Annotated in this window: 9 protein-coding genes; 5 read left to right on the top strand and 4 right to left on the bottom strand. The window is 65.8% G+C overall.

Translation table 11 applies throughout. The features are described from left to right. Positions 1 to 15 precede the first annotated feature (15 nt). Positions 16 to 3,879 (top strand): RHS repeat-associated core domain-containing protein, encoded by a 3,864-nt coding sequence (locus tag ACO6VK_RS06685; RefSeq protein ID WP_422506123.1) that lies wholly within the window; start codon positions 16 to 18, stop codon positions 3,877 to 3,879. Between the two features lie 58 nt (positions 3,880 to 3,937). After that, the gene (locus ACO6VK_RS06680; RefSeq protein ID WP_422506122.1) at positions 3,938 to 11,962 is read left to right on the top strand and encodes a neuraminidase-like domain-containing protein; all 8,025 of its coding nucleotides are present in this window, start codon (positions 3,938 to 3,940) and stop codon (positions 11,960 to 11,962) included. A gap of 45 nt (positions 11,963 to 12,007) precedes the next feature. On the opposite strand, the gene ACO6VK_RS06675 is transcribed toward ACO6VK_RS06680, so the two are convergent. The 4 genes from ACO6VK_RS06675 to ACO6VK_RS06660 are packed head-to-tail and all read right to left on the bottom strand — an operon-like array spanning position 12,008 to position 16,219. Further along, a complete protein-coding gene (locus ACO6VK_RS06675) occupies positions 12,008 to 12,349 on the bottom strand; it encodes a hypothetical protein (protein WP_422506121.1) in 342 nt (113 codons plus the stop codon). After that, positions 12,346 to 13,911 (bottom strand): hypothetical protein, encoded by a 1,566-nt coding sequence (locus ACO6VK_RS06670; RefSeq protein ID WP_422506120.1) that lies wholly within the window; start codon positions 13,909 to 13,911, stop codon positions 12,346 to 12,348. The genes ACO6VK_RS06675 and ACO6VK_RS06670 overlap by 4 nt, the downstream gene beginning before the upstream one ends. Next, positions 13,908 to 14,249, bottom strand: coding sequence for a hypothetical protein (locus ACO6VK_RS06665; protein WP_422506119.1), 342 nt, complete (start codon positions 14,247 to 14,249; stop codon positions 13,908 to 13,910). Before ACO6VK_RS06665 ends, ACO6VK_RS06670 begins: the two co-directional genes overlap by 4 nt. Then, complete coding sequence (locus tag ACO6VK_RS06660; protein WP_422506118.1) at positions 14,246 to 16,219, bottom strand: hypothetical protein; 1,974 nt, start codon at positions 16,217 to 16,219, stop codon at positions 14,246 to 14,248. The genes ACO6VK_RS06665 and ACO6VK_RS06660 overlap by 4 nt, the downstream gene beginning before the upstream one ends. Positions 16,220 to 16,351: 132 nt before the next feature. On the opposite strand from ACO6VK_RS06660, the gene ACO6VK_RS06655 reads away from it, so the two are divergent. From ACO6VK_RS06655 to ACO6VK_RS06645, 3 genes are all read left to right on the top strand, one after another. Beyond that, on the top strand, positions 16,352 to 17,389 hold the full coding sequence (locus ACO6VK_RS06655; protein WP_422506117.1) for a helix-turn-helix domain-containing protein: 1,038 nt from the start codon (positions 16,352 to 16,354) through the stop codon (positions 17,387 to 17,389). Between the two features lie 70 nt (positions 17,390 to 17,459). Next, positions 17,460 to 18,245, top strand: coding sequence for a type 1 glutamine amidotransferase domain-containing protein (locus ACO6VK_RS06650; protein ID WP_422506116.1), 786 nt, complete (start codon positions 17,460 to 17,462; stop codon positions 18,243 to 18,245). Between the two features lie 99 nt (positions 18,246 to 18,344). Then, on the top strand, positions 18,345 to 18,785 hold the full coding sequence (locus tag ACO6VK_RS06645) for a nuclear transport factor 2 family protein (protein ID WP_422506115.1): 441 nt from the start codon (positions 18,345 to 18,347) through the stop codon (positions 18,783 to 18,785). Positions 18,786 to 18,868: the final 83 nt, after the last annotated feature.

The following is an 18,868-nucleotide window of genomic DNA, read 5'->3' as shown; positions in this document are numbered from 1 at the left end:
CGGTTGAGTGCGGGCATGGCGGCGCAGGTGTATGACGGCCGGCTGACCTCGCAGCAGATCCAGGACGAGGGCCTGCTTCAGTTTAAAGACGGCTACTGGTGGGCGTCCGATGCGGTGACCCGTTTTTCCGATGCAGCCCGGTTCCACCGTCCGATCAGCACCACGGATGCGGCGGGAAGCACCGTGTCCATCACCTACGATGACTACGCGCTGCTGCCACTGGCGATGACCAATGCCGACGGCACCGCCCGCGCGGTGCCGGACTACCAGACGCTGCAGACGGCGGCACTGGTCGACGTGAACGGGGTGGTCGACCAGGTGCTGACCGATGCGCTGGGGCGGGTGGTTGTGGCCACCCGCTTCCACGCACCGGCCAATGGCGTTCGCCAGGGCGATGCCAGCATTGACGACTACGTGCCCTTGCCCGCCGGGAGCATGGCCGAGGTGCTGGCCGACCCGGCGGCGTACCTGCAACAGGCCAGTGCCTACTTCCTTTACCAGGAGCGGCCGGGCTCGGGCCTTCCGCCGGTGGTGCTCAGCGTCGCGCGCCAGCTGCATGTCAGCCAGCTGGCCCCGGGGCAGTCGTCGCGCCTGGTGGTGGTGGCGACCTACAGCGATGCGCTCCAGCGTGCATTGCAGAACAAGACGTGGGTCGAGGCCGAGGCCTGTGGGCGTCTGCAGGGCGCCTGGTTGTCCAAGGACCACGTGGCACTGGACATCCAGGGCACGGCGGTCAGGCGCTGGTCGGCCTGTTTCACCGACGGAGTGGAGTACAGCGCACGCCCCGACGGGCCGTTCGAGACCGACTGGCTCGATGCACAGGGCCGTGTGGTGGAGACGCTGACGGCCAAGGGCTTCATCGCCCGCACCGTTTACCGTGCCTGGTCCAGCGACGAATGGGATCTGGACGACACGGTGACAACCTCGCCCTATTACCTTGCCCATATCGGCGATACCTCGCCCGGGTTCGCGGACGAGCGCCGGGCGCTTGAGCAGGCGGCGCTGTTTGCGGGCACGTACCTGACGCGCTGGCTCGACCCGCTTGGACGCGCGGTCGATCTTGAACAACGCAACTGCACGGCCGACGCGCCCGGCGTCGTGTCCCTGGTGACGTCCAGTCTGCTCGATATCGACGGCCGCTCGCTCGCGTTGGCTGATCCTCGTTTCAGCCGCCGCTCCATCGAAGGGGGTAGCGCGACCTGGAACATCACCACGCGCTACGACCTCGCGGGCAACCCGATGACGCTGGACAGCGTGGATGCCGGTACCCGTGTCGCGTTCAGCGATGCGCTCGGGCGCCTGGTGCATCAATGGGACGGCCGCGGGGTACATTCCCGCCGTGCCTATGATGCGATGAGCCGGCTTGTCCACGTTGACGTGGATGGTGCCCTTGGGCTCCAACAGCGCGTTGAACAGCTGTGTTATGGGACCGATGCCACCAGCAACACGATTGGACGCCGGGTGGAACTGCGTGATGCCTCGGGTGTGCTGCATGAGGGGCCGTTCGATCTGGGCGGCAAGCCCACGTGCAGCCGCTTCGAACTCCGCGTCGATTACAGCGGAGAAGTCGACTGGTCACCGGGCAGGACAGTGGCGCTCGAACCTGCGCGAACCACGCTGACCACCCGCAACGCCTTCGAGCAGCTGATCGACAAGGTGTGCGTGGACGGCAGCAGACAGCAGAGCGACTACTACGCCGCAGGCTGGCTGGCGTGGACCACCTTGACGCTGGCCGGGGCGCCATTGGCCACGCCAGTGGTCAGCAGGGCGACGTACTCCGCCGAGGGCCGTCGTGTCTCGGCCCAGCTGGGCGGCGGGGTGCTGGCCCAGCGCAGCTACGAGGAAACTACCGGGCGCCTGCTGACCGTGGCGACGTCGCGCATCGGAGATGGCAAGGCGCTGCAGCAGATCCGCTATGTATACGACCCGGTGGGCAACATCACCTGCGCCGAGGACGCAACCGTGCCGCTGGTGTTCTGCGACCAGGCGCGCATCGAACCGCGCCAGTCATACACCTACGATGCCATCTACCGCCTGCTGCAGGCCACCGGGCGCGAAAACCCGGGGATCGGCGCGAGCACCTACCGCACCGGATTCAAGCAGAGCGTGTATACGCCGTTGTGCCCGCAGAACGCCTTCGATGCTGCCCGGCTGACGCCTTACACAGAACGCTACGTCTACGACGACGCCGGCAATCTGATGCAGCTCGAGCATGCAACCCCACAGTCCACGCTGTCGTGGACACGCCGGTACACGGTGTCGCAGTGCTCCAACCGGGTTGTTCTCGACCCGCAGGACGGGCCTGCTGCCGACGCGGATGCTGCCTATGACGCCAATGGAAACATGGTGGTGTTCGACCACCTGCGCGCGATGGAGTGGGACTGGTGCAACCGCCCGCGCCGTGCGGTGACGGTAGCCCGGTCCGGGGCGGATGACGATGCGCAGTTCTACATCTACAACAGTGCCGGGCAACGGGTCCGGCGCGTGACCCAGCGGCTGACCGCAGGCGGGCTGCAGGTGGAAGACAAGGTCTACCTGGATGGATGCGAGTTTGTCCGCACCCTGCCCGCCACCGGCACGCCGGAGGTGACGCGCACCAGCATCTCCGTCGAAGACGCCGGTGCCCGGCTGCTGATGGCCTGCTACTGGCCCGATAGCGATGGGCGCGCATCGCAATGGCGCTTCCAGCTGGCCACGGTCACCGGCTCCTCGGCGCTGGAGGTGGAAGCCGATGGCGCGGTGATCAGCTACGAGGAGTACTTCCCCTATGGCGGCACGGCCATCATTGCTGGCCATGCCCAGGCGGACGTCCAGCTGAAGGACTACCGGTTCTGCGGCAAGGAGTGCGATGACGTCACCGGCCTGTATTTCTTCGGTGACCGCTATTACGTGACGTGGCTGGCCCGCTGGCTCTGCGCCGACCCCAACGGTCCGGTCGACAGCCCCAACCTCTACCAGTACGTGGGCTGCAACCCGTTGTCGTGGGTGGATCCGACAGGTGGGTGCAAGGCCAAGATCACGTTGCCGTCAACCACGTCGACAACGACGTTTGCCACCTTCGAAGCGAACTATCGCTATTTGACCGCCTCTGAGGCGCAGTCGTACCAGCAACTGGCCCAGGACATCAACGATTACGTCTACAAGTTCAACACCAGCGCAACCCAGTACTACGATTCGCGGCTCTCGTCCTCGCTCGAGTATCGGGTACTGTCGATGTTCGAAACGTTCAAGCCACTGCACATCGGGTCAAATCCCGAGTTGCTGGCTGTCTTTCGTACCGCGCAGGCCAACGCGGGGGTGGATGATGACACGGGTGGAACATCGTCCTACACGAAAATGCGTTCGCCCTACTTCACCCGGGCAATGAACGATACAGACATGGGCGACATCGTCGCCTCCGATGACTACTTCCGGACCGTGGAGCTGCACCACGGTGCAAAGAAGCAGTTCCTTCCCGAATATGCCACCAACGCCAACAACCTGTGGGCGGTTTCGCGCGGCGGCAGCAGCTACGGCGTCGTCGGCCAGCATGAGGGCGCGTTCCACACCGTTGGGGCGGCCAAGTTCGGGAATATCTACACCAACGAGCTGGCCGCCTACACCGGGCTCATGCTGCATTGGCAGGGATTGAGGTCGCTGCCCGGTCCCGACCCGATGGACGCGTTCAAACCACCGCCGCCGCAGCCAACTCCGGTGATTTCGTTCCAGCCGTATGCGAGCGTCTCGTCGCCGTTCGGCTCGAACGGCACATTCGGTTTTTCGCCGTCGGTGGTGCAGAGCTACGTTCCCACGTCAGTGCTGCAACCGCTGAACTACACGCATTCGTTCCCTCCCCAGAACACCCCGACTCACTCGCAGGGCGGTACCACGTTCCCCTAGTAGACCGCTTTCCAGCGTCACCCACCGTGTCTTTCTGCTTCGCGCAACGAGGTTGGCAATGCTCGACTCCTCTGTTCCCGGCAGTCCCCTCTCCGCGCGGCGGCCCTCCGGGCGCCGTGGCGCCCGCGTCACGCTGGCCGACGCCGCCCACGCCCATCCCCGGCTTGCCGTACTGTCGGCGGCCAATGGCGACCTTGACCTGCTGACGCTGGATCTGTGGCGCCCCGACACACTGGCTACGCTGGGACTGGAGGGCGATGACCAAGACGGCGTGCGCACCTCGCTGCATCGTTACCAGCGCATGGCCCAGCTGGGCCTGGCCCCGTCTGTTGCCGATGTTCTGCACGCCGAGGGGTTGAACAGCGCGCACCACATCGCAGCGGTTCCCCGCGCCCGGTTCGTTGCCCGGTATGGCGACGCACTCGGGTCGGCCGGGATCGCGGCGCAGGTGCACGATGAGGCCTGCAGCGTGCAGTCGCGCGTGACCCATACCTGGGCGCGGCTGCGCGACCAGTTCTCGCCGCATGTGCGCGGAAACCGCTACCTGCGGCCCGACGATGCCCTGCTGGCCGCTGTCGCGGACCTCCCCAGCTACACCGATCTGTTCGGTACGCTGGACTACATGAAGGTCCCCGAGTGCCAGTCGGTACTCGGGCCGTCGGCGTACTACGTCGACTTGATGCGGGTGATCGAAGAAACCATCGTCGCCGGAAACCCCGACGTAGCCCCGCCCTACGCGCTCGCCGCGCGGCGGCCGGACATGTTCAGCACCGGGCTTACCTGTGCCAATACCCTGGACCCGGTGTCCAAGGTCGAGGTGGCCAACCGGGTAATCGCCACGCGCTTGGCCGCGGCGCTGGGCGATGACGCGGACCTGGCGATCGCCACCCGTGTCTTTCCGTTCTTCCTTCCGCAGAACCTGCACCTGCTCGGCCTGCGGGCCACGCTGGGGATCGATGGACAGTCGCTCGCCACGGTTTACACCACATTCCTGGCCCAGGAGGGCGGCGCCGCCGGCATGCCTGGGCCCATCGATGTGGCGCGGGAGACGCTGGGCCTCAGCCGCGAACAGGCGGCCATCGTGTGCACGGACGACACCGCCGACGCACACCTGTCCCAGTATTACGGTCTGCCGGCGCAGTCGTCCGCTCCCTCGCCCATTGCGTTGCCGGTCGCGCTGGGCAACGTATCGGCGGTAGCCGGCAAGAACGCGTTGACCGGGACCTCGTTCAGCGACGCGATCACCGGCTGGGTGGTGAACGCTGGCGGCACCCTGCGCGTCATCACCCGGGTCGACGACAGCAGCACGCTTACCGTGGACACGCCCTGGCCCGCGACGCTGACAGATGCTCCTGCCCAGGCCAGCCCGCCGCAGAGCGTCGCCCAGCTGGCCGTGTTCTCGCAGGTCACCGGTCTTGACACGCCTGCGGTCTATACGCTGCTGCAGCAGGACCTGAGCCCACTTGAGGTCGAGAAGGGACTGCCCGGCCGGTTCTTCATCAATGCAGGTGACGACGGTGCGCCGATCACGGTGGCGAGCGACCTGACCGATGCCAACTACAGCCTGGACCTGCTGGTAGGACTGAGCAGCGTGCGGCTGGGCCGCATCAACCGCTTCCTCAGGCTGGCCGCCGCGTGTGGCTGGTCGTTCGCCGATCTCGACTGGGCCATCGCCTGCTGCGGGGACGGTGCGCTCGGCGAGACCACGCTGCAGAAGCTTGCCCTGCTGTCACAGCTCAAGGACCGGCTCGCGCTGCCCGTGGACGAGGCCTGCGCGCTGTTCTCCGTGGTGAAGACCTTCGGGCGCGGCACCGATGCCCGTCCGCAGGATCTGTTTGACCGGACCTTCAACAGCACGCGCGTGTTGGACAGTGGCACGCCCTACCGGCCGACGTTCGCGGGCAATCCGCTGTTCACGTCCGTGCCCATCGTCTGGTCACCCGCAAACGAGGATGCCGACAACCGGCGCATCCTGGCGTGGCTGACCGGCTCGCTGCGCCTCAACGAGGCCGATCTGCGCCTGCTGGTCGCCCGCCTCACTGCAGGGCCGTCTGTCACGCTGGATGTGCCCACGCTTTCGCGCCTGTATGGCATGGCCCGGCTTGCCCGTGCGCTCAAACTGAAATTGCCCGCGCTTCTTCAGGCCATTGATCTGCTGGGCGATGGGATGCCGGCAGATCTTGAGGGCATCCTGGCGCTGGTGGCGTTCAAGGACGCTGCCGACCTGGGCGGCCTGTCGCTGGATGAGATCGGCTACATCGTCGATGGACCCGTGCTCGGCCGGGTGCCGGGCGTGCTCGATCCGCAGAACATGCCGGCGTTCCTCGCGACGCTGCGCGCGCTCGGCAAGGGCTGGCTGCTGGGTCCCCAGGCATTCGTGTTCGACAGCATCGACGCGGATACCTCCGAGGCGCTGTTCAAGGCGCTGGTCCAGCGCGGTGATCTGGATGCCGCCGGCGTCGTGCTGCTTCCCGAACCGCCCGGCCTGCCGGTGGTGGCGCCGTTGCTGCCCGTTACCGTGACGCGGCTAGCGGTGCGTCCCCTGACCGGCGACAATGCCGCGCAGGCGCACGCCCAACTCACTGCCGCGGGCCTGCTCGACGGCGACACGCTCACCACGGAAGTGACGTCCGCTACCGATCTGTCCTTCCTGTTCCCGGATCTGCCGGATCGAGGCTGGTTGATCGATGCGGTACAGCGCCGTCTGATCGAGATCAGTGGGGGCATTGCCCATGTGGCCGCCGTGCTCGGCAATGCACTGGATGAACAGCTGCTGGGCATTCACACGCAGCTGGCCCTGCTGTTCGACACCGAGGTGGAAATGGCACGCGGTGTGGCCACCCTCACGGTCGGTGAGCTGGGGCTGCCGCAGCAGCTGCTGCTGACGCCGCCGGCCGATCCCGTGCCGCTGGTCGAGGCGCTGCTCAACGCAGACCGCCTCGCCTTCGCTGCGGCCCGGCTGGGTATCGGCGCACGGGACATGAACATCGCCTGCGTGATTCCCGGTGCGTTCGACTTCCGCGACCTGGCTCACCCCCGGCTGTACGACTTGTGGCTGTTGTCCCTGTACGCCCGCCTGCTCAAGGCCTTTGCCACCAGCGGCTTCACGATTGCCGGCTATCTACTTGCACCGATGCAGCCGCCGGAGCTGAAGCTCACTGCGCTGCAGGCACTCACCGGATGGCCGGTCGCGCAGTCCGCGGCACTGATCCAGGCAGTGTGGGGAGACAGCGAGGCGTTCAGCAGCCTGCCCGGCCTTGAGCGTATGCGGCTCTGTGGCCAACGGGCTAGCCAGTCCGGTCTGCAGGTGGATTCGATGCTCGCGCTCGCCCGCAGTGCCGGCTACGCGCGGCTTCCGCTGCCCACGCTGCCTGGCGGTGATGCGGCCGCCTGGGTGCAATGGCAGCAAGTGGCGCAGGCGGCGCTGGATGTGCTGAAGGCCAGGTACGGCGATGCCACCTGGGGAGAGATGTCGCGGCCGGCGCGCGATGCAGTGGCCGAGAGCCGCCGCAGGGCGCTGGTAGCGCTTGCGGTGCTGGTGCTGCGGCCGGAGGTGCGCATGGTCGACTCGCCCCGTGGGCTGAGCGAGTACCTGCTGATGGACGTGGAGTCCTGCAGCTGCAACATGACCACGCCCATCCTCGAACTCACCCTGGCGGCGCAGATGTACCTGCAGCGCTGCAGGATGGCACTGGAGCCAGGAATAACCAGGGCGGAGATCTCCGATCTGACCTGGAGCTGGCTGTCGAGCTACCGCCTGTGGGAAGCCAACCGCAAGATATTCCTCTATCCGGAAAGCTACATCGACCCGACCTTGATGCGGTCGCGCACCCCCCTGTTTGCCACCCTGCTCGACCAGCTCCAGCAGGGCGAGATCACCGATGCGGTGGTCACCAATGCGTTCACGACCTACCTGGCAACGTTGGACGAACTGGCCAGCCTGCGCACGGTCGGGTCGGTGTACTGCACCGCCCCGGATCCGGACACCGGTGAGCAGGTGGATCAGCTGGTCATGGTTGGCCGGTCGGCGGGCGAGCCGTTCGTGTACTACCTGCGGACCCTGCAGGACGGCGAGATCTGGTCGGCATGGAACAAGGTCGACCTGAAAATTCCAGCCCCCAGTGTCACCCCGGTGCATGCGTTCGGCCGCCTGTTCCTGTTCTGGGTCGAGACCGAGGAGGCCAGCATCGGCCTGCTGGATGGGACCACGCAGAACAACGTCGACAGCCTGCGCGGCTCCGTCCGTTACGCATACCAGCGCCTGGACAGGACATGGACTGCACCACAGCCGGCGCTGTCGGGCGTCGTCTTCGACGCGACGCCCGACACGTATGCCACCACGCTGGTGGATACCGCCAGCGACGATGCGTTGAAGGGCATCGATGTCAGCCAGCCCTATTGGTATCGCCCCTACATCACGGTGGTGCCGGGTGTGAAGGGAATGTCAGACCGTCTGGTGGTGGGGTTCGGCAACGCCTATGCCGCACGCGCCACCTCGAATCTGAAGCCTGCCACCGCGGATCGCGCGGAGGATCGCGCGCAGCTCAATCGCAGCGTGTACAACGCATCGCTTGCTGCCAACGCCATGCCGGCCGGCAGCGCCGGCTCGGTCCAGCTGCTGCCGGTTGCGGTGCTGGACGACACACTGGAGGCCACCGAAGCGTGGGCGTTCTTCGAGAATCCGACGCAGGGAGTACAACCGTTCGGCGCCACCTCGTTTGAGGGCACGTTCCGACTGATTCCCAGCCGGAACGTGCTTGTCGACAACATGCTTTCCGCCGGATCCGACTACTACGAGCGCGTGTACGCCGGCGGAGTAACCACCACCTGCCTGTACAGCCTTGCCCGGCAGGCGCAGGTGATCGGTGTCGCCAACCTGCCGGGTTGGTGGGTGTTCGACAACGGCGACGAGAGCTTCCTGGCGGTCACCACCGACACCTCGTTCCGGCAGATCGAGTCGATTGTCAGCATGGCCGCCGGCAGCGCCACGTTGAGCGGTGACGCCGATGAGGTGATCCTGCGCTGCGGCGCGTATACCGATGACCCCATCAACGTCCAGGACGCCGTGGTGCAGTTCACGCGACTCAGTGCCGGCGCGGTAAGCCGAATGAGCCGTGTCCTGTTTGGTGGCGGCATCGAGGCGCTGCTGTCCAATCGCACGCAGACCGCGCATGGCGCCGGCGCACTGTGTTTCTCGCGCTTCTACAGCCCGATCTCCACCATCACCGCGGCATGCGACCCAGCCGGCGACGGGATTCCGCCGCCGCCGAACACCATTCCGCCGGACGTGCTCTGCGGAGGCCAGGTCGACTTCAAGGGGGCGTACAGGCCCTACTTCGAGGAGGTCTTCTTCCACATTCCGTTCCTGCTTGCGTCCCTGCTCAACGCCAACCAGCGCTTCGCCGAGGCGCAGCGCTGGTACGACTTCATCTTCAATCCGACGGCGGCGGTGCAGGACCCCGATACCGCCGAGCCGGCCGTGTTCTGGCAGTTCCAGCCCTTCCGCGAGGACACCTCGTTGCCGTCGATCGCAGAGGAACTGGCGGACAACACGGCCATCCTGCGCTGGAACAAGCATCCCTTCGACCCCTACTCGGTGGCGGCGCTGCGCCCCGGCGCCTTCCGGAAGACGGTGGTGATGCACTACATCGACAACCTGCTGGACTGGGGCGATGCGCAGTTCTCCCTGGACACCCGCGAGTCGTTGAACCAGGCGCTGCTGCTGTACCTGATGGCGTACGACCTGCTGGGCCCCCGGCCGCGCGACCGCGGCACGATGCCTACCCCGGCGCCCATGACGTTCCAGGACATCCTCGACAGCTACGGCGGGCACATTCCGCAGTTCCTGATCGACCTCGAAACCGTGTTGCCGGGACCCGTCGGAGCGACCTTCCAGTACAACCCGGCGCCATTCAACCTGTTGCATACCTACTTCGGTGTCGGCGAGAACGCTGACCTGGTGGCGTACTGGACCCGTATCGAGGACCGGCTGTACAAGCTGCGCAACTGCATGAACCTGGCAGGGCTGGTGCGTCAGCTGCCCTTCTACCAGCCGCCCATCGACCCCAATGCGCTGGTCAGCGCGGTGGCCCGCAACGGAGGGCAACTGCCTGACGTGCTCGACCACAGCCCTGCGGCGACACCGGCCTACCGGTTCCGTACCCTGCATGACCGGGCGGCATCGCTCACCCAGACGCTCATCGCCTTTGGCGGTGCGTTGCTGTCTGCCCTTGAGAAGAAGGACGCGGAGGCGCTGGCGCAGCTGCAGAACGCCCAGGAAAGCGCGGTGATGGACCTGACCACGCAGATGAAGCAGCAGCAGATCATTGATGCCGAACAGTCACTGGCGGGCCTGAAGACCTCCCAGGCGTCGGCGGCGTACCGGCAGACGTACTACGCCACGCTGGTGGACGATGGGCTATCGCCGGCCGAAGAGGTGAACATCGCCATGATGGCGTTGGCCAATGTGTTCCAGACACAGTCCGGCGTCATGCGGGCGATGTCCAGTGCGGCGCACCTGGTGCCCAACGTCGGGTCGCCATTCGCCATGACCTATGGCGGTATCCAGGTCGGGTTCGCATTCGATGCAGCGTCTGCGATCTACGACACGGTGTCGCGCAACTTCGACTTTGCCGCCTCGCTGAGTTCGGTGCTGGCGGGCTATCAGCGGCGCAGCCAGGAGTGGTCGCTGCAGGCGCAGCTGGCCGGCTACGAGGTGAGCCAGCAGCAGAGCCAGATCGCGGCGGCGCAGGCCCGGGTGGAGATGGCGCGTCGCGACCTGCAGCTCAACACTGTGCAGGTTGCCCAGGCGGAGGACACCGGACGATTCCTGCTCGACAAGTTCACCAGTGCCGAACTGTATGCGTGGATGTCCACGCGGCTGTCGGCACTGTACTTCCAGACCTACAAGCTCGCCTTCGACCTGGCCATGTCCGCACAGCGGGCCTACCAGTATGAAATGGACAGCGCGGCGACGTTCATCGATTTCCGTTACTGGGACAGCGGGCGCAGGGGCCTCCTTGCAGGCGAGGGCCTGCTGCTGGGGCTGGGGCAGATGGAGCGCAGCTACCTGGGAGGAAACGCCCGCAGGCTGAGCATCAGCAAGACCCTCTCGCTGCGCGACATGGACCCCAAGGCGCTGCTGGACCTGCAGAGCACCGGGGCGTGCACGTTCGGCCTGAGCGAGCTGCTGTTCGACATGGACTTCCCCGGGCACTACTGCCGCAGGATCCAGCGCCTGCGGGTCACCATCCCCTCCGTGGTGGGTCCGTACCAGGACCTGCACGGCATGCTGACCCAGACCTCGAACGCCATCCTGATGAAAGACGATCCCGCTGCGGTCGCGTTCCTGCTGGGGGTGGATGCCACGGCGCCGGCGGACAGTGTGCTGCGGCTGAACTGGCGCAATCAGCAGCAGATCGCGATCTCACGCGCGATCGACGACGATGGCAGCGCTGCCGACAATGGCGATGACCGCTACGTGCCGTTCGAGGGAACGGGGGCCGTCTCGCAATGGACGCTGGACATGCCGCAGCGGACCAACGCCTTCAACCTTGCCGCTATTTCCGATGTCATCCTCCAGATCGACTACACCGCTCTTGCCGGCGGCGCAGCGTTCCAGAAGGCAGTTGGCGAGCTGGTGCCAAACGAGGTCGCGGGGGCGCGCCTGCTGGAGCTGAGCCAGTACAGCAGTGCGTGGTACGCGTTCATGCACCCGGCCGCGGATGCTGCCGTGCAGACACTGCAGTTCCCGGTTCCGCGCAGTCTGTTCCCGTTCAACCTCAACGGGCCGGTGGCGCTGTCCGGCGCCTACCTGCAGCTGGAGCTTGCGGATACGCTGTTTGTGGGCCCGATGCCGGTGGCATTCACCGTTCCCGGCATGGCCGACCCCATCGCGCTGGGGTTCACCGGCAGCACGTCGGTGGCCACATCACTTGCCGTGGATCTCGATCCGGGCGCCACCTGGATGCTGCAGATCACGCGTGCGGACATTCCACGGGAGTTGAGAGACGGAGACCGTCTTGACCCAGCCAAGCTGGTGGGCATCCACCTGGTCCTGACCTTTGCCGGCACGCTGGGCTGAGTGCCGTGCTCCGCCCTCCCCAGGGAGGGCGGAGCACGCTGTTGCTCAGGGGTACGGGATGCCAACGGGCGCCGAGCTCAGGGCGTCCCTGGGTCGACCGCGGATGATGGGTTCCACCACCACCGAGTAGACGCCATCCGGCTCGCAGGTGAACTGCACCTGGTCGTCGGTCGCCTTGGGGTCGAGCACCTGGAAGTTGGTCAGCCGGGTGGCACCGGTGATGATCCCGATGACGTACCCGTCACAGTTCTTGTAGCTCGCCGGCGCCCATTGAACGTGCACGACGTTGGCCTTGGACGCAGTGGTCGTCACCACCATCGGGGTGTCGGCGGCGGCGTGGGCGTCTGCCGTGTGGCTGGCAGTGTGTTGCGTGTCATGGTCGCTCATGGACGTTGCTCCTGGGCGGGGGAACCTGCATTGACCAGACCGGCCTTCAACGCCGCGTCACCCACCAGGATGCCTCCCGCGTAGAAGGTCGAGCCCTGCGTTTTTGATCCGCGTGCGGGGGTCAAGACCAGGTCGTAGACCTGCAACGGTGCAGGCAGCTCCTGGGCCAGGATACTGGCGACCCGCGAGCGACCCTCGCGGGTGGTCACCTCGTCTCCCAGTTTCAGGTCCTGCGCCTGGACGATGCCGCGATGGGTTGCCACCGGATGGATCATGCTCATCTCGATGCGCTGACCGGTGGCCAAGGTGAGCGTCAGCGATTGCGTGCGTGTTCCCGATGCGACGGCGGCCACGACCAGACCGCCGGACTCCCCTGCAAGCGTGTCACCCGCTTTCACCTCCTCCACCGGCACGGTGCCACCCTTGGCCAGAGCCACGGCGGTGCCCTTGGCCAGGCAGCCTGCGGTCACCTGTACGGGAGGAACTGCACGGGCCGTTACCGTACTGTGCTCGATCGCACTACTGGCCGATACCCAGGCAGGCTTGCCCTGGACATTGACCTGTAGCGCCAGTGAAAAGCTGTACGGCCCGGCTGCGATGGGGCAACCCTCGAAGTGCAGCGGATTGAACGCCCAACTGAGCGTGTTGCCCGCCACCTTCGTCTCCGGGTCGGCGAAGAACGCATCGCCCAATGCAGCGATATGGCACGCTGGCGTTCCGTCCGCCGCGACCATCACCAGGGACGCACTGGCCTTGTCCGGCCTGCCCTGGGCATCGACGTCGATGTCGCCTCCGAACACCGCCGAACCGATGACCGGCAACTGCAGCGACGGCACTTGCTCCGCCGAAGCGAGCACGGCAGTGCACCGCGGTTCCGGTGCATCTTTGGCGGTGGCGCGATTGATGCAGATCTGTACGTCATTGCGGGTCGAGCCGCCGGCGTCACGGGCGGGTGCCTGCTGGGTCACCTTGGTTGGATAGCTCGCCGCCTCGCCGTTGACGTAGAAGACCTCCGGAGTGCCGTCCCTGTACAGCACGCTGGCCACGGCCACCGCGTTGATCTCCCCGCCCTCGGGGTTGGGACCGGTGGGGGTGTTCACTACGACCGACTGACGGTCGGTTACGTCGATCAGCCCTCGGGTGACCACATTGTCGTCAGCGTCGGTAACCACCAGCGTCAGCGTGATCTTGTAGACGTCGGCATCCGTTGCATACAGGGCGCCACTGGACACATGGCGACCGGCATCGTCGCTGCCGAAACCCAGCAGCGTGAACACCTGCTGGGGGGCTGCGCCTTTCGCCTTGCTCTTTTTGCCCGTCGTGGGCGTGGTGCCCCATCCATAGAGGGGATTGCCCTGTGCCACGCCCGCGCGCCGCAGCACGTCCTGGTAGAGCCGCCTCTCCTCGGGATCCTCCAGGTTCAGCCGACGCGCAACGGGTGCCGGCGTGAGGCCCGCCGTACCCTGGGCCCCAGGGGCGGCAGCAACGGGCGGGCTGCCCCCCGCTGTCAGCGATGCGGCGATCAGCGGCAACGCCCAGAGACGCAGTGTCCAGATCGTCATGCAACACCTCCTGTTGCCGCCGTAGCAGCCGGATACGGGATCTCGACCACGTTGCTCTGGCTATCGGTGTCCGGCCGGCCTGGACGCAGGACGGGCGTCAGCCAGACCTTGTAAACGTCGCCAGCCTTGAGCAGCACGCCGAACATCGAGGAAACCGCCGCAGGGTTCTCGACCATCACGTTGTTCATGCCCTCCCCGTCATGCAGCAGGGACACCACGTAGCCGGTGAGGCCGGTCGCCGAGAAGGGCTTCCACTTCACGGTCAGCGATAGACCATCGTAGGTTGCAGAGATGATTTCCATCGGCGTGGCCGGGTCGCCCTGGGCGGTGGCATTCATGGCGTCCCCCGTGCGGACTGCTCCCGGGTCCAGTTGTCGAAATCCGCACGCCAGGCATTCGGAACCCGAGCGCGCAGCTGCGCGGGGCTGCGCCCGCTGCGGAGTGCCTGGCGAGCGGCCAGCTCGCCCTGCACGGCGGCATCGCCCACCAGCAGTGCGCCGGCGAAGAACGCGGCATCGTCGCGCCGGGTGATGGCTGTACCCGTCGCGCTGACCACGCCGAGGTTGAAGACGTTGAACGCCTTCGGGGCCTCGCGCGGGGTCACTGTTGCCAGCGTCGTGCGGCCACGTGGGCCGTACACGACATCGCCCTTCTTCAGATCGCGCGCCTGCACCATGCCCCGTTGCGTGGCCACCGGATGCAGCGGCGTCAGTTCCACCCGCCCGCCTGCCTTGTCGGTGAGCTCCACCGAATGTGTATCCCAGCCCGTCGTGCGCCACTCCACGATGACCTCCGTCCCATCCCTGCCGCGCAGCCGGTCACCTTTATCGACCTTCTCGACCGGCTTGGTGCTGCCATCGGCCATCAGGATGGGCGTGCCTTCCAGCATGCAGCCGTACTGCAGTTGCAGCTGCTTGGTGATGAGGGTGGAGATCGTGGGCTTGGCGTTGGGCGCGTTGGTGATGGTGGCCCACACCGGGACGCTCTTGACGCCGAGCATCAACGCAAGCGTCAACGTGTAGAACTCGTTGTTCTGCCAGCACACGGTACTGAAGTTCGCCGGTTCCAGATCCCAGGTGATCGTGTCCCCCTTGATCTTCGTGTTCGGATCGTTCATGAACTTTTCGGCGATGTCCACCATCTTGCAGTTGCCGCCCGTGCTGCGGCCGGTGAGCGACAGTGTGACGCTGTAGAGACCCTTGGGTGGCTTTCCCGTCGCCGGGTCGATGTCGATGGGGTCGTGGTACTGGACCGAGCCCTTGAACGGGAATTTTATGTCGGGCGGCATCCGGCCTGGATCAGTCGGGCCATAGTCGCAGGCGGTGGGTGCGGTTGGATCGGCGTTGGCACGATTGAGACAGACCACGATGTTGGTGTTGGTCGTGGTGATGGTCGGCCTGTCGTTGTTCACCTGCTTGGGGAAATACCCGCCCGAGATGGCGGCGTAGACCGGGCCGTAGGGCGCGCCCGACTTGTCCTCGCCATAATAGATTCCGACGGCGTCGATAAGGCCGCCGGTCTTGTTTTCGCCCTCGCCACTGTCAACGGCCATATCGCGGCCGCCATCCCATTCCTCGGCCGCATTGCTCTTGATGACATCACCGCTGGAATCGGTGACGGTCACCATCGTGTTGGAGTAGTGGGAGCCGTTGAACATGGTGCTGAACGCTGTCGAATCGATCTTCTTCCAGTCGCTGGTGCCGATGTTCAACACGGCATAGTCGTTACGGGGTGCATCGGTACCCGCAAAGGCGCTGCTCTGCAGCGACAGTGCCGGCAACGGGGCGCCGTCTGCACGCAGGCCAACATGCGTCTGTTTGACCTTGGCCAGCGTACGGTAGAGGTTCGGCCGCCGCTCGGGCGTCATGCCGTTCAGCCGCAGCAGGGCGTAGTAGGCGCGTTCGTGCGCCGGGTTTGACAGATCCATCAACGCGGGCGCGCCGTGTGGCGGCGCACTGTCGATCAGCTGCCGCAGATCATTTGTTTCCTGTACGGTGAGTCGGCCTGGCGCTGCCGCGTTTGCGCTGGCGGCGGCGAGGCCCAGCAATGCGATGCTGAGGGGCCGTGTCCATATCGAGAACATACCTTTGCTCCATGGTAAGTGACCATTGCTCGGGGTTTCGTTCAATTGCGTGACGCAGCCGAAACGGACCAGGTGCCCACTGCGGCCGCGCTGGTGAAGCTGTTTGCGTGTTGTGGATGCGACATCCGTGTACCCCTTGTCGCGCCCCATGTATAACATGGCCACCGGTTTCCACATAATCGCGGAAAATGGAAGCATGCTCGTCACATATTCAATCAATACCAACGCATGTGCCTGTGATATGAGCTCGCTTGGGCCAATGCGTGCCGGTTCCTGGTGGACCAGTGAGCGTTGGCACATTCCACCTCCCCGGCCAGCCTGCTACCGTTCCCCGCAGCTGACTTCGACGGATCGATCGTGCTGGGCCAACACTTCCTGTTCTTCTTCGCCATGCTCGGTGCCTTCACCGGTATCGCCGCCGCCTCGTTCCTCTGGTGGCGGGCCAAGGGCGCACCTACGCCGCGGTGGCTGGCGCTGCTGATCCTGATGGTGGCGGTGCGCACGGGCAAGTCCGTGGTCTTCTACTTCTGGCCGGACATTCCCCGGATCGCCCTGCAGATCGGGCTTACCGCCTGCTTCCTGATCGGACCCTGCCTGTTCTTTCTGGTGCGCTCCAGCCAGGGCGACATGTCCGGCCCCGGGCGGGCCGACCGCTGGCACATCGGCGGGGTCCTGTTGCTTACCGTCGCCGTGAACGTGTTCCTGCCGTATGTCGACCACCCCGACCTGTGGCGGCAGTGGATCACCCCGGGCATCAACTACGTGTGGCTGGGCTACCTGCTGCTCGCCAGTGCCCAGCTGCTTCTGCAGCGCCGCCGGCTGTCGGGAACGCCTTCGGGCCGGTTGCTGACCGGGACGGTGGCCGCCATCTGGGTCATCTGGTTCGCCTACTACACGGCGGGTTACACCTCCTACATCGTCGGGGCGCTGTCCTTCACGTTCGTGCTGGCCTCCAGCGCGGTGGTCCATCTGCGGCTGCGCGCCGGACAGGCGCCGATCGAGCCGTACCAGGACCGCCGGATACCCGAGACCGAAGCCGCCACCCATCTGCAGGCGCTGGCCGAGCTGATGGAACGCGAGCGGCTGCATCTGGACCCCACGCTGACCCTGCCCCGCCTCGCCCGTCGGCTGGGCGTGCCCCAGACGCGCCTGTCGCAGGTGTTGAACGACAACAACCAGACCTCGTTCAAGCAGTACCTGGCCCAGTTGCGGGTGGGCGAAGCCAAGGTGCTGCTCCAGCAGGTGCCGCCCAAGCCGCTGGAGGTGGTGGCCGACGAGGCGGGCTTCCAGTCCATGTCGTCCTTCCACAGCGCCTTCAAAAAGTGGGCCGGCGTCACGCCTGCGGCCTTCCGGGCGGGCAGCGGCGACTCCGAAAAGCGATTCCAGCACTCCTGAAAGCTATCGCAAGACATTGATTTGATGGGTATTGGCTAGTGTGCTGGCTCCTTCCTGCGAGCCAGCGCTCATGCATCCACTCCGATCCCTCCGCTCTCTGCTGACCCTCCTCTTCCTGCTCATTGCCTGGCCGGCCAGTACGTTCGCCAGCCCTCCCGCCGATGCCGGCCAGAACCGCATCCTGTTCATCCTGGCCAGCAGCAAGGTCCACGGCACCTCCACCCTTCCGGCCAGCATCAGCTTCGGTGAGGTGGTGCATGCCTGGGACACCTTCCATGCCGCGGGCTACGCGGTGGACTTCGTCTCCCCCGATGGCGGCGACGTGCCCATCCTCGACACCTATGTGAGCGAGGACGTGGCGTCCCGGCTGTCGGACGACCGCATCATGCGCGGGCTGCGCAACACCGCCACCCCGTCACAGATCGATCCGGCCCGCTACCGTGCCGTCTACTACGTCGGCGGCAGCAACGCCATGTACGGGGTGGCGGAGAATCCGGCCCTGCAGCGCATCGCCATGCATGTGTACGAGCGCAATGGCGGGGTCGTCTCTGCCGTCTGCCACGGCACCGCCGGAATGGTGAACCTCACCCTGTCCGGCGGGCGGAGCCTGCTCGCGGGCAAGCGGATCACCGGCTATCCGGAAGAACACGAAGAACAGGATGCCGCGTACTTCAGGCAGTTCCCGTTCCTGATCCGCCAGACGGTGGTCTCCCGCGGCGGCACGTTCCGGGCGATAGACAGCAACGCGCCGTACATCGAAGTCGATGGCCGCGTGGTGACAGGCCAGAACTACGCGTCCGCCGCCCCCGTCGCGGAGGCCGTGGTCCGCGTGCTCGGCGACATCGCCCGGAAATAAGGCGCCACCGGCAGTACCCGTGCTCCACACGCCGGGGGCCGCGCCGATGAACGGCGACCGCCGGCCACATTCACCCCCTTGATGACCACTGGAAGACCCATGAAGACACTGATCCGATCCGTTGTTGTGGCAGGTACGCTTCTCCTCGCGCCCGGCTGGGCTCTGGCGCAGAGCGGTGACCGCGAGGCGGTAAATGCCGTCATGCAGAAAATGATGCGCGGCTTTGAAGCAGGCGACCCGAAGCTGATCTTCGAGATTCTGAGAAAGGATGGGGTCGTGGTGGGCTACTCGACGGCCCGGGGCGCCGTGGTTACCCAAACCGCCGAAGAGTGGGCGAGCGGTTTCCCGGGCAAGCCCGCTGACGACGAGGCGCTGCGCAAACGCAGCTACGAGATTCTGGAAGTGACCGAGAGCGCGGCAATGGTCAGGGTGATGCTGGATTATCCCCGGTGGGAAGGTCTGGATTACCTCGCGCTGTCGAAGATCGATGGAAAGTGGATGATCGTGAGCAAGTCGTGGAGCGGCCGGTCCAAGCCGTAATCCAGTGCGATTACCCGGGCTGGGGGGGGGGGGGGGGGGAAGGAAAAGGGAGGGCGGTAGAAACAAAGAGACGCACATCCTCA

Source organism: Stenotrophomonas sp. GZD-301 (genome assembly GCF_049310345.1).
Classification (GTDB): Bacteria; Pseudomonadota; Gammaproteobacteria; order Xanthomonadales; family Xanthomonadaceae; genus Stenotrophomonas.
The sequence above is the reverse complement of the archived record's forward strand: the minus strand, read 5'-3'. Positions and strand labels throughout refer to the sequence as shown.

Excerpts from the sequence above, each read along its gene's own strand:
- ACO6VK_RS06685 (WP_422506123.1), top strand. The coding sequence starts at position 16 with ATGGCGGCGCAGGTGTATGACGGCCGGCTGACCTCGCAGCAGATCCAG.
- ACO6VK_RS06680 (WP_422506122.1), top strand. The coding sequence starts at position 3,938 with ATGCTCGACTCCTCTGTTCCCGGCAGTCCCCTCTCCGCGCGGCGGCCC.
- ACO6VK_RS06675 (WP_422506121.1), bottom strand. The coding sequence starts at position 12,349 with ATGAGCGACCATGACACGCAACACACTGCCAGCCACACGGCAGACGCC.
- ACO6VK_RS06670 (WP_422506120.1), bottom strand. The coding sequence starts at position 13,911 with ATGACGATCTGGACACTGCGTCTCTGGGCGTTGCCGCTGATCGCCGCA.
- ACO6VK_RS06665 (WP_422506119.1), bottom strand. The coding sequence starts at position 14,249 with ATGAATGCCACCGCCCAGGGCGACCCGGCCACGCCGATGGAAATCATC.
- ACO6VK_RS06650 (WP_422506116.1), top strand. The coding sequence starts at position 17,460 with ATGCATCCACTCCGATCCCTCCGCTCTCTGCTGACCCTCCTCTTCCTG.
- ACO6VK_RS06645 (WP_422506115.1), top strand. The coding sequence starts at position 18,345 with ATGAAGACACTGATCCGATCCGTTGTTGTGGCAGGTACGCTTCTCCTC.